Raw genomic sequence first — 12,337 nt, forward strand, 5'->3', positions numbered from 1 at the left:
CTTCTTCGTACCTATGGGACTCAGCCGTTGTACGGGCCGTAGTCGTAGTCCTCCAGCGGGACAGCCTGGCCGGAGCCGGTGCCGAAGGGCGAGTAGTCGATGTCGTCGTAGCCGACGGCCGAGTACATCGCGGCCTTGGCTTCCTCGGTCGGCTCGACCCGGATGTTGCGGTAGCGGGCGAGGCCCGTACCGGCCGGGATGAGCTTACCGATGATGACGTTCTCCTTGAGGCCGATCAGGGAGTCGGACTTGGCGTTGATCGCCGCGTCCGTCAGAACCCTGGTCGTCTCCTGGAAGGACGCCGCCGACAGCCACGACTCGGTGGCGAGCGAGGCCTTGGTGATACCCATCAGCTGCGGACGGCCGGAGGCGGGGTGACCGCCCTCGGTGACCACACGACGGTTCTCGGTCTCGAACTTCGACCGCTCGACGAGCTCGCCCGGCAGGAGCTCCGCGTCGCCGGACTCGATGATCGTCACGCGGCGGAGCATCTGCCGGATGATGATCTCGATGTGCTTGTCGTGGATCGACACGCCCTGCGAGTTGTAGACCTTCTGGACTTCGCCGACCAGGTGGACCTGGACCGCACGCTGGCCGAGGATGCGCAGCACGTCGTGCGGGTTGGTGGCACCCATGGTCAGCTTCTGGCCGACCTCGACGTGGTCGCCCTCGCCCACGATGACCTTGGCGCGCTTGGAGATCGGGAAGGCCGTCTCCTCGCTGCCGTCGTCCGGGACGATGACGATCTTCTTCGTCTTCTCGGTCTCCTCGATCCGCACGCGGCCGGCGGCCTCGGAGATCGGGGCGACACCCTTCGGGGTGCGGGCCTCGAAGAGCTCGACGACACGCGGCAGACCCTGCGTGATGTCGTCACCGGCCACACCACCGGTGTGGAAGGTACGCATCGTCAGCTGGGTACCGGGCTCACCGATGGACTGGGCGGCGATGATGCCGACCGCCTCACCGATGTCGACCAGCTTGCCGGTGGCGAGCGAGCGTCCGTAGCAGAAGGCACAGGTGCCGACCGCGGACTCACAGGTCAGGACCGAGCGGGTCTTGACCTCCTCGACGCCGTTGGCGACCAGGGCGTCGATGAGCACGTCACCGAGGTCGACGTTGGCCGGCGCGATGACCTTGCCGTCGATGACGACGTCCTCGGCCAGCATGCGGGCGTAGATCGAGGTCTCGACGTCGTCGGCCTTGCGCAGCACGCCGTCCTCGCCGCGAACGGCGATCTTCAGCTTCAGGCCGCGCTCGGTGCCGCAGTCTTCCTCGCGGATGATGACGTCCTGCGAGACGTCCACCAGACGACGGGTGAGGTAACCCGAGTCGGCGGTACGCAGGGCGGTGTCCGCCAGACCCTTACGGGCACCGTGCGTGGAGATGAAGTACTCCAGAACGGTGAGGCCCTCACGGAAGGACGCCTTGATCGGACGCGGGATGGTCTCGTTCTTCGCGTTCGACACCAGACCACGCATACCGGCGATCTGTCGCATCTGCATCATGTTTCCTCGGGCACCCGAGTCAACCATCATGAAGATGGGGTTCGTCTTGGGGAAGTTCGCGTTCATCGCCTCGGCAACCTCGTTGGTCGCCGTGGTCCAGATCTGGATGAGCTCCTGAGTGCGCTCTTCCTTGGTGATCAGACCGCGCTCGTACTGCTTCTGGACCTTCTCGTCCTTGGCCTCGTAACCCGCGACGATGGCCTTCTTGGCCTCGGGCACGACGACGTCGGAGATGGCCACGGTGACGCCCGAACGGGTCGCCCAGTGGAAGCCGGCCGCCTTCAGGTTGTCGAGCGTCGCCGCCACGATGACCTTGGGGTAGCGCTCCGCCAGGTCGTTGACGATCTCGGAGAGCTGCTTCTTGCCCACCGAGTAGTCGACGAACGGGTAGTCCTCGGGCAGCAGCTCGTTGAAGAGCGCGCGGCCCAGGGTGGTGCGCAGACGGAACTGGTCGCCCGGCTGGAACTCCTGCTCGCCCTCTTCGGCGACCGGGGCCACCCAGCCGCGCGGCGGGATGGTGCCCACCGGGAAGCGGATGTCGACGGCCGACTGGAGCGCCAGCTCACCGTTGTCGAACGCCATGGTCGCCTCGGCCGTGGAGCCGAACGCGCGGCCCTCGCCCTTGACGTCACGGAGCTCGCCGTCGGTGGTGAGGAAGAACAGACCCAGCACCATGTCCTGGGTCGGCATGGTGACGGGACGACCGTCGGCCGGCTTCAGGATGTTGTTCGAGGACAGCATCAGGATGCGGGCCTCGGCCTGCGCCTCTGCCGAAAGCGGCAGGTGCACGGCCATCTGGTCACCGTCGAAGTCCGCGTTGAACGCGGTGCAGACGAGCGGGTGGATCTGGATGGCCTTGCCTTCGACCAGCTGGGGCTCGAAGGCCTGGATGCCGAGGCGGTGCAGCGTGGGCGCACGGTTCAGGAGGACCGGGTGCTCGGCGATGACCTCTTCGAGCACGTCGTAGACGACCGTGCGGCCGCGCTCGACCATGCGCTTCGCCGACTTGATGTTCTGCGCGTGGTTCAGGTCCACCAGGCGCTTCATCACGAACGGCTTGAAGAGCTCCAGCGCCATGGCCTTCGGCAGACCGCACTGGTGCAGCTTCAGCTGCGGACCGACGACGATCACGGAACGCGCGGAGTAGTCCACGCGCTTGCCGAGGAGGTTCTGACGGAATCGACCCTGCTTGCCCTTGAGCATGTCGCTCAGGGACTTCAGCGGACGGTTGCCGGGACCGGTCACCGGACGACCACGACGACCGTTGTCGAAGAGGGCGTCGACGGCCTCCTGAAGCATGCGCTTCTCGTTGTTCACGATGATCTCGGGGGCACCGAGGTCGAGGAGGCGCTTCAGGCGGTTGTTGCGGTTGATCACGCGGCGGTACAGGTCGTTCAGGTCGGAGGTCGCGAAGCGGCCACCGTCCAGCTGCACCATCGGACGCAGGTCCGGCGGGATCACCGGCACGCAGTCCAGAACCATGCCCTTGGGCTTGTTGCTGGTCTGCAGGAACGCGGAGACGACCTTGAGGCGCTTGAGCGCACGGGTCTTCTTCTGGCCCTTGCCGGTACGGATGATCTCGCGGAGGCGCTCGGCCTCCTCGTCGAGGTCGAAGGACTCCAGACGCTTCTGCAGCGCCGCGGCGCCCATGCAGCCGTCGAAGTACGTACCGAAGCGGTCGCGCAGCTCGCGGTAGAGCAGCTCGTCGCCCTCGAGGTCCTGGACCTTGAGGTTCTTGAAGCGGGCCCACACCTCGTCGAGGCGGTCGATCTCGCGCTGGGCGCGGTCACGGAGCTGCTTCATCTCGCGCTCGGCACCTTCGCGCACCTTGCGGCGTACGTCGGCCTTCGCGCCCTCGGCCTCGAGCTCGGCCAGGTCGGTCTCGAGCTTCTTGGCACGGCCTTCGAGGTCCGCGTCGCGGCGGTTCTCGATCTGCTGGCGCTCGATGGAGACGTGCGCCTCCAGGGACGGGAGGTCGCGGGTGCGGCGCTCGTCGTCCACGAACGTGATCATGTACGCGGCGAAGTAGATGACCTTCTCGAGGTCCTTCGGCGCGAGGTCCAGCAGGTAGCCCAGGCGCGACGGGACGCCCTTGAAGTACCAGATGTGGGTGACGGGAGCGGCAAGCTCGATGTGGCCCATCCGCTCACGGCGCACCTTGGCGCGCGTGACTTCGACGCCACAGCGCTCACAGATGATGCCCTTGAAGCGGACACGCTTGTACTTGCCGCAGTAGCACTCCCAGTCCCGGGTCGGACCGAAGATCTTCTCGCAGAAGAGTCCGTCCTTCTCGGGCTTGAGCGTGCGGTAGTTGATGGTCTCCGGCTTCTTGACCTCGCCGTGGGACCAGGTTCGGATGTCGTCCGCGGTGGCAAGGCCGATCCGCAGCTCGTCGAAGAAGTTGACGTCGAGCACTGTGCGTCAATCCCTCTTTCGGGGTCGAGTCTCAATCATGGTCTGAACGGTCCCGGGGATGACGGGGGGCTCTTGAGCGAGCCCCCCGTCAGGCCCGTCAGACCTCTTCGACGCTGCTCGGCTCACGCCGGGACAGGTCGATACCGAGCTCCTCCGCCGCGCGGAAGACGTCCTCGTCGGTGTCGCGCATCTCGATGGACATGCCGTCCGAGGACAGCACCTCCACGTTGAGGCAGAGCGACTGCATTTCCTTGATGAGCACCTTGAAGGACTCGGGAATGCCCGGCTCGGGGATGTTCTCGCCCTTGACGATGGCCTCGTAGACCTTCACGCGGCCGGTGACGTCATCGGACTTGATGGTCAGCAGCTCCTGGAGGGCGTAAGCGGCGCCATAAGCCTCGAGCGCCCACACCTCCATCTCACCGAAGCGCTGGCCACCGAACTGTGCCTTACCACCCAGCGGCTGCTGCGTGATCATCGAGTACGGACCGGTCGACCGGGCGTGGAGCTTGTCGTCGACCAGGTGGTGGAGCTTGAGGATGTACATGTAGCCGATCGAGACCGGCTCCGGGAACGGCTCGCCGGAGCGGCCGTCGAACAGGTGCGCCTTACCGGTCGGGAGGACCAGGCGGTCCCCGTCGCGGTTCGGGATGGTGTGCTCGAAGAGGCCGGAGATCTCGTCCTCGCGGGCACCGTCGAACACCGGGGTGGCGACGTTGGTACCGGGCTCGACGCGGTCGGCGCCGATGACCTTCAGTCGCTCGGCCCACTCCTCGGCGACACCGGAGACGTCCCAGCCGCGGCTGGCGAGCCAGCCGAGGTGGATCTCCAGGACCTGTCCCGGGTTCATTCGGGACGGGACACCCAGGGGGTTGAGGATGATGTCGACCGGCGTGCCGTCCTCAAGGAAGGGCATGTCCTCGATCGGAAGGATCTTGGAGATGACACCCTTGTTGCCGTGGCGGCCGGCGAGCTTGTCACCGTCGGTGATCTTGCGCTTCTGGGCCACGTAGACGCGGACCAGCTGGTTCACGCCCGGGGGAAGCTCGTCGCCCTCTTCGCGGTCGAAGACGCGGACGCCGATGACCTTGCCGATCTCACCGTGAGGAACCTTGAGCGAGGTGTCACGCACCTCGCGGGCCTTCTCACCGAAGATCGCGCGGAGCAGACGCTCTTCCGGGGTCAGCTCGGTCTCGCCCTTGGGCGTGACCTTTCCGACCAGGATGTCGCCCGCGACCACGTCCGCACCGATGCGGATGATGCCGCGCTCGTCGAGGTCCGCGAGGACCTCCTCGGAGACGTTCGGGATGTCCCGGGTGATCTCCTCGGGGCCCAGCTTGGTGTCACGGGCATCGACCTCGTGCTCCTCGATGTGGATCGAGGAGAGGACGTCGTCCTGTACGAGGCGCTGCGACAGGATGATCGCGTCCTCGTAGTTGTGACCTTCCCAGGGCATGAACGCGACGAGCAGGTTCTTGCCGAGGGCCATTTCGCCCTCTTCGGTCGCAGGACCGTCGGCGAGGACCTGCGCCTCGATGATGCGGTCACCCTCGTTGACGATGACCTTCTGGTTGACCGAGGTGCCCTGGTTCGAGCGGGAGAACTTGGCGACGCGGTACGTGGTGTACGTGCCGTCGTCGTTGGCGACGGTGATGTAGTCGGCCGAGACCTCCTGGACGACACCGTCCTTCTCCGCCTTGATCGAGTCACCGGCGTCGACCGCACAGCGGTACTCCATGCCGGTGCCGACGAGCGGCGCCTCCGCCTTGATGAGCGGAACGGCCTGGCGCATCATGTTCGCGCCCATGAGGGCGCGGTTGGCGTCGTCGTGCTCGAGGAAGGGGATCATCGCGGTCGCGACGGACACCATCTGGCGCGGGGAGACGTCCATGTAGTCGACGTCGTCGCCGGCGATGTAGTCGATCTCGCCACCACGACGGCGAACCAGCACGCGGTTCTCGGTGAAGCGCATCTCGTCGTTCAGGCCGGCGTTGGCCTGGGCGATGACGAAGCGGTCTTCCTCGTCGGCCGTCAGGTAGTCGACGTCGTCGGTGACGACACCCTCGATGACCTTGCGGTACGGGGTCTCGACGAAACCGAACGCGTTGACACGGCCGTAGGACGCGAGCGAGCCGATCAGACCGATGTTCGGGCCTTCAGGGGTCTCGATCGGGCACATGCGGCCGTAGTGCGACGGGTGAACGTCTCGGACCTCGAAGCCGGCCCGCTCACGGGACAGACCACCCGGGCCAAGCGCCGACAGACGGCGCTTGTGGGTGAGACCCGACAGCGGGTTGTTCTGGTCCATGAACTGCGACAGCTGGCTGGTGCCGAAGAACTCCTTGATGGAGGCGACGACCGGCCGGATGTTGATCAGGGTCTGCGGCGTGATCGCCTCGACGTCCTGGGTCGTCATCCGCTCGCGGACGACGCGCTCCATACGAGCCAGACCCGTGCGGACCTGGTTCTGGATGAGCTCGCCGACGTTGCGCAGACGACGGTTGCCGAAGTGGTCGATGTCGTCGGTCTCGACGACGATCGAACGACCCGACTCACCGACGGTCTCGGTCTCACCGGCGTGCAGCTTGACCAGGTACTTGATGGTCGCGATGACGTCGTCGGTGGTGAGCACGCCGGCGTCCAGCGGCTCATCGGCGCCGAGCTTCTTGTTCACCTTGTAGCGGCCGACCTTCGCGAGGTCGTAGCGCTTCGGGTTGAAGTAGAGGTTCTCGAGCAGCGTCTGAGCGGCCTCGCGGGTCGGCGGTTCGCCGGGACGCAGCTTGCGGTAGATGTCGAGCAGCGCGTCGTCCTGGCCCTGGGTGTGGTCCTTCTCCAGGGTGGCGCGCATGGACTCGTACTCGCCGAACTCCTCGAGGATCTGCTCGGTGGTCCAGCCGAGAGCCTTCAGGAGGACGGTGACGGACTGCTTGCGCTTGCGGTCGATGCGAACACCGACCATGTCACGCTTGTCGATCTCCATCTCGAGCCAGGCACCCCGGGAAGGGATGATCTTGGCCGCGAAGATGTCCTTGTCGGACGTCTTGTCGATGGAGGAGTCGAAGTAGACACCGGGGGAACGGACGAGCTGCGACACGACGACACGCTCGGTGCCGTTGATGACGAAGGTGCCCTTGTTGGTCATGAGCGGGAAATCGCCCATGAAGACCGTCTGAGACTTGATCTCTCCGGTCTCGTTGTTCGTGAACTCGGCGGTGACGAAAAGCGGTGCCGCGTACGTGAAGTCGCGGTCCTTGCACTCGTCGACCGAGTTCTTCGCCGGCTCGAAACGGTGGTCGCGGAACGTCAGCGACATCGACCCGGAGAAGTCCTCGATCGGCGAGATCTCCTCGAAGATCTCTTCCAGACCGGACTTGGTGGGAACGTCCTGTCCGCTCTCAAGCGCCGACTCGACGCGAGACTTCCAGGCGGCGTTGCCGAGCAGCCAGTCAAAGCTCTCGGTCTGCAGCGCCAGGAGGTTCGGAACCTCGAGGGGCTCCTTGATCTTTGCAAAGGAGATGCGCAGCGGGGCGGTGCTGGCACCGTTGTTCGTATTGGTCGAGGCGTTGCGCGAGGCGGCCAAGAGGGGGTCCTTCCGAGGGCTCGGACTCACTACGCGCGTACCGGTCCCAGCTGACACAGAAGACAAGCGCCCCCCATCTGGTCAAAAGGACCAGCTCAGGGCCGTTCAATCAAGTGTGCTCATGCGTGGGCATGCCCCTGGCGACGGGCAGGGGGCAGCTAACAGGCAGCGCAAAGGGTCAGTGTAGCCACTTGGCTCACTGATGTCCAGACCAGGTTTCCGGAAACCGGCAACAGGCCTTCCCCATGTCGTTTCAACTGCGTCCAACGCTTCGGCTCTCGCATACAGAGCGCGTAACAGTACTGCCCTCTTCGTAGTCGATCCATGCCCGATACGAACCCGATCCATGCCTCGGATCCCGGATCGAGCGTGCCGATCTCACGACGGATCTGAGAATTGCGCGCCGCGTCCCGTTCGTCAAGGCCCCCTGCTCCGAGCGGATCATCCCAGGACCCTGCCGCGGAGCAACGAAGATCACCCTACTCCCCAACGAGACGGGGGCAAATCAGGCACTCCGGGTACGCCAAAGGGCGACCACCCTTACGGGTGATCGCCCTTGGTTGAGGCCTCAGAGAGGCCTCAGAGGTGTTACTTGACCTCGACGCTCGCGCCAGCGGCCTTGAGGGTTTCGGCGGCCTTCTCAGCGGCCTCCTTGGCGACCTTCTCGAGGACCGGCTTCGGAGCGCCGTCGACGAGGTCCTTGGCCTCCTTCAGGCCGAGGGAGGTCAGCTCGCGCACGACCTTGATGACCTGGATCTTCTTCTCGCCGGCACCGGTGAGGATGACGTCGAACTCGTCCTGCTCCTCGACGGCGTCAACGGCGGCCGGGCCGGCCGGACCGGCAACGGCGACGGCCGCGGCGGCGGTGACGTCGAACTTCTCCTCGAACGCCTTCACGAACTCGGAGAGCTCGATGAGGGTGAGCGTCTCGAACTGAGCAAGAAGTTCGTCCTGGGTGAGCTTCGCCATGATGGGCGATCCTTCCACTAAATCGGCAGGTGCCGGATGTATATAGAGGCGGGCGTAACGGCCCGCTTTGACCCACGCACTAGGCGGCGTGGATCAGTGCGCGAGCCGAATTACTCGGCACCGCCCTGCTCGGCGAGCCTGACGCGAAGCGCTTCCGCAGTGCGGACGAACTTCGACGGCAGCGCCTGGAAGAGCGAGGCAGCCTGAGACTGCTTGCCCTTGAACGCGCCGGCCAGCTTGCTGAGCAGAACCTCGCGGGACTCGAGGTCCGCAAGCTTCTTGATGTCATCGGCGGTGAGCGCCTTACCATCAAGGACACCCGCCTTGATGATCAGGTTGGGGTTTTCCTTGGCGAAGTCACGCAGGCTCTTCGCCGACTCCACCGGGTCACCGGTGATGAAGGCGACCGCGGTGGGACCAGCGAAGTGCTCGTCCAGCGCGGTGATCCCGGCCTGGTTGGCCGCAATCTTGGTCAGCGTGTTCTTCACCACGGCGTACTGGGCGTTCTCACCGAGAGAGCGACGCAGCGTCTTGAGCTGCGCGACGGTGAGACCCCGGTACTCGGTCAGCACGGCGGCGTTCGAGTCGCGGAACTGGTCCGTGAGCTCGGCTACCGCGGCAGCCTTGTTGGGCGTCGGCATAGTGCGTCGGCCTCCTTCCGGGTGATGAGGACCGCTCAGAAGGGGCATAAATACGAAACGCCCCGGCGCAGGCGCCAGGGCGTAGCTCTACCGGAACGAATCCCGGGAACTTTCCAAGGTCACCTGCGCAGGACGTCCGCACTCAGCGGATCCTTCGGCCACCGCACCCTTGCAGGCACGGCAACGACCAGCGGTCTTTGGCTTCTCGACGAGAGTACGTGAAGGGTGCCTCGCCGAGCAAATCGCCCACGGATGGGGGTTTGCGGCCCCCACGGCCCCGGGTACGGAAACGGGCCCCCCGCACCCGTGAAGGGGTGCGAGGGGCCCGTTTAGGCCGTTTCAGCGAGCCGTGGGGCTCAGGGCCCGGAGGCCCCGTGCTGATCAGACAGCAGCCGGGTCTTCCTCGACGAGGAGGTTCCGGGTGCGGTTGGAGTCCAGCGCGATGCCGGGGCCCATGGTGGTGCTGAGGGCGGCCTTCTTGATGTAGCGGCCCTTCGCGGCGGACGGCTTCAGACGAAGGATCTCGTCCAGGGCCGCGCCGTAGTTCTCGACCAGCTGCTCATCGGAGAAGGAGACCTTGCCGATGATGAAGTGCAGGTTCGAGTGCTTGTCGACGCGGAACTCGATCTTGCCACCCTTGATCTCGGTGACAGCCTTCGCGACGTCCATCGTGACGGTGCCGGTCTTCGGGTTCGGCATCAGGCCACGGGGACCGAGCACGCGGCCGAGGCGGCCGACCTTGCCCATGAGGTCCGGGGTGGCCACAACGGCGTCGAACTCGTTGAGGCGGTTGCCCTTGGCGATCTCGTTGATGAGCTCGTCGTCGCCGACAATGTCGGCGCCGGCGGCTTCCGCGGCCGCAGCACGGTCACCGGTCGCGAAGACCAGGACCCGGGCGGTCTTGCCGGTGCCGTGCGGGAGGTTCACGGTGCCGCGGACCATCTGGTCGGCCTTGCGCGGGTCTACACCCAGGCGGAAGGCGACCTCGACGGTGCTGTCGAACTTGGTCGCGGAGGTCTCCTTGGCGAGACGGACGGCCTCGAGCGGGGCGTACTGCTTCTCCCGGTCGATCTTGGCGTCCGCAGCGCGGAGAGTCTTGCTGCGCTTCACTTCTGCTCCTGTGTTGTGACTTCAGGCGTGGAGTCGTGGTGCGGACCAGCGCTTGGCCCTACCACTGTGGTGCTGGGGGGTGGCTGGATCAGCCTTCGACCGTGATGCCCATCGAACGCGCGGTGCCGGCGATGATCTTCTCGGCCGCGTCGATGTCGTTGGCGTTCAGGTCAGGCATCTTCAGCGTGGCGATCTCGCGGACCTGGTCACGCGTAAGCTTCGCGACCTTGGTCTTGTGCGGCTCGCCGGAGCCCTTCTCCACGCCCGCGCTCTTCAGGATGAGGCGCGCGGCCGGCGGAGTCTTGGTGATGAAGGTGAAGGAGCGGTCGTCGTAGACCGTGATCTCCACCGGCACGACCATGCCACGCTGCGACTCGGTCGCGGCGTTGTAGGCCTTGCAGAACTCCATGATGTTGACGCCGTGCTGACCGAGCGCGGGGCCGACCGGCGGAGCCGGGTTGGCCGCACCGGCCTTGATCTGGAGCTTGATAAGCCCCGTGATCTTCTTCTTCTTGGGAGGCATTGCTCTCTCCGGGTCCTAGTGAGAGTTTTCGCCGCCAATCCGGTCATCCGGATGGAGGCATACCGCACTACGATAACGGGTATCGGCGCGGGGCTGAAAACCGAGCAGGTCAGACCGCCCGCAAGGGGGCAATCTGACCTGTCCGGAAGCGGTGAGTCAGAGACCTGAGGGCCGAGGCCTCAGTTCTTCTGGATCTGGTCGAAGCTGAGCTCGACCGGGGTCTCGCGGCCGAAGATCTCGACGAGACCCTTGACCTTCTTCGAGTCCGGGTTGATCTCGTTGATGGTCGCCTGCAGCGTCGCGAACGGGCCGTCGGTGACGGTGACCGAGTCGCCGACCTCGAAGTCCAGGACCTCGATGGTGCGCTTGACGGAGGGCGCCGGCAGACCGGCCTCTTCCGCGGCCAGCTTGGCGGCCTTCTCCTGCGCCTCGGGAGCGAGCATCTTGACGATCTCGTCCAGGGTCAGCGGGTACGGGTCGTACGCGTTGCCCACGAAGCCGGTGACGCCGGGGGTGTTGCGGACGACGCCCCAGGACTCGTTCGTCAGATCCATGCGGACGAGAACGTAACCGGGCAGCTTGTTCTGCCGGACGTTCTTGCGCTCGCCGTTCTTGATCTGGACGATCTCTTCCTCGGGCACCTCGGCCTGGTAGATGAAGTCCTCGACGTTCAGCGAGACGGCACGCTGCTCGAGGTTGGCCTTCACCCGCTTCTCGTAGCCGGCGTAGGTGTGGATGACGTACCACTCGCCGGGCAGGAGGCGCAGCTCGTCGCGCAGGGCCTGGATGGGGTCGACGGGCTCGGCGGGCTCGGCGTCGGCGTCGTCGGCCTCCACGTCGGCCTCGGCCTCGGCGGAGTCGTCCTCGTCGGAAGCCTCTTCGTCGGAGGCCTCTTCGTCGGAAGCCTCTGCGTCAGAGGCCTCTTCGTCTTCGTCCTCGTCGGAGTCGTCGTCGGCCTCTTCGGCCTCGGCGTCGTCCTCGGCCTCGGCGTCGACCTCTTCCTCGACGTGCAGCGCGGCCTCTTCGGCAGCGACACCCGCCTCGGCGTCGGCGAGCTCGGCCTCATCGGGGTCCACGGCGTCTGCAGCCTCGACGATGTCGAGCTCGTCCTCGACGGACTCGACGGAGTCGGGGCTCACGTTCAGGTTCGGGTCAGACACGGTGGCTGCTTCTTCCTGGATACAAAAGGTGGTCGAACATGCGAAAACGGGCGGCAGCCATCAAGGCGCCGCCCTCCGCGGGGATCAGCCGAAGACGAACTTGATGGCTTCCTGGAACCCATAGTCAATCACGGTCACCAGACCGATCATGATGACGACGAAGACAATCACCACGGAGGTGTACGTCGTGAGCTGGTTGCGGGTGGGCCAGACAACCTTGCGGAGTTCCGCGACAATCTGGCGGTAGAAGAGCGCGAGACGGCCCAAGGGGCCCTTCTTGCCGCGCTTGCCGCCCTTGCGGGCCTTCTTCTCGCGAGTGTCGTCCTCGGCGTCAGGCATGTCGATGGAGCCCAGGGCGTCCGTCACGTCTCTCACCTGAATCCGGGTCGTGGCCGAGCCGCGCCCGGTTGCGCCGCACGGCATTGCATCGAAGT

8 protein-coding genes are annotated in these 12,337 nt (G+C 65.6%); all 8 read right to left on the reverse strand.

Translation table 11 applies throughout. From position 1 onward, the window contains the following. Nucleotides 1–20: 20 nt before the first annotated feature. Nucleotides 21–3,920 carry a DNA-directed RNA polymerase subunit beta' gene (locus tag OG904_RS11300; protein ID WP_405489879.1) on the reverse strand — a complete coding sequence of 1,300 codons (3,900 nt, stop codon included), beginning with the start codon at nt 3,918–3,920 and terminating at the stop codon, nt 21–23. A gap of 97 nt (nt 3,921–4,017) precedes the next feature. Next, nucleotides 4,018–7,500 carry a DNA-directed RNA polymerase subunit beta gene (rpoB, locus tag OG904_RS11305; protein ID WP_405489881.1) on the reverse strand — a complete coding sequence of 1,161 codons (3,483 nt, stop codon included), beginning with the start codon at nt 7,498–7,500 and terminating at the stop codon, nt 4,018–4,020. Between the two features lie 588 nt (nt 7,501–8,088). Further along, on the reverse strand, nt 8,089–8,469 hold the full coding sequence (gene rplL, locus OG904_RS11310) for a 50S ribosomal protein L7/L12 (RefSeq protein WP_405489883.1): 381 nt from the start codon (nt 8,467–8,469) through the stop codon (nt 8,089–8,091). Nucleotides 8,470–8,579: 110 nt separating this feature from the next. Further along, nucleotides 8,580–9,110: a 50S ribosomal protein L10 gene (rplJ, locus tag OG904_RS11315; protein ID WP_405489885.1), complete on the reverse strand. Its 531-nt coding sequence runs from the start codon at nt 9,108–9,110 to the stop codon at nt 8,580–8,582. Between the two features lie 381 nt (nt 9,111–9,491). Beyond that, entirely contained in the window at nt 9,492–10,220 is a 729-nt protein-coding gene (gene rplA / locus OG904_RS11320; RefSeq protein ID WP_328300306.1) for a 50S ribosomal protein L1, read from the reverse strand. Nucleotides 10,221–10,308: 88 nt separating this feature from the next. After that, complete coding sequence (gene rplK, locus OG904_RS11325; protein WP_053682632.1) at nt 10,309–10,743, reverse strand: 50S ribosomal protein L11; 435 nt, start codon at nt 10,741–10,743, stop codon at nt 10,309–10,311. 179 nt (nt 10,744–10,922) lie between these two features. Then, nucleotides 10,923–11,903 carry a transcription termination/antitermination protein NusG gene (gene nusG / locus OG904_RS11330; protein ID WP_405489888.1) on the reverse strand — a complete coding sequence of 327 codons (981 nt, stop codon included), beginning with the start codon at nt 11,901–11,903 and terminating at the stop codon, nt 10,923–10,925. A gap of 84 nt (nt 11,904–11,987) precedes the next feature. Continuing rightward, nucleotides 11,988–12,269, reverse strand: a complete 282-nt coding sequence (secE, locus tag OG904_RS11335; protein WP_243333337.1) for a preprotein translocase subunit SecE — start codon at nt 12,267–12,269, stop codon at nt 11,988–11,990. Nucleotides 12,270–12,337 lie beyond the last annotated feature (68 nt).

Source organism: Streptomyces sp. NBC_00096 (genome assembly GCF_045041305.1).
GTDB lineage: Bacteria > Actinomycetota > Actinomycetes > Streptomycetales > Streptomycetaceae > Streptomyces.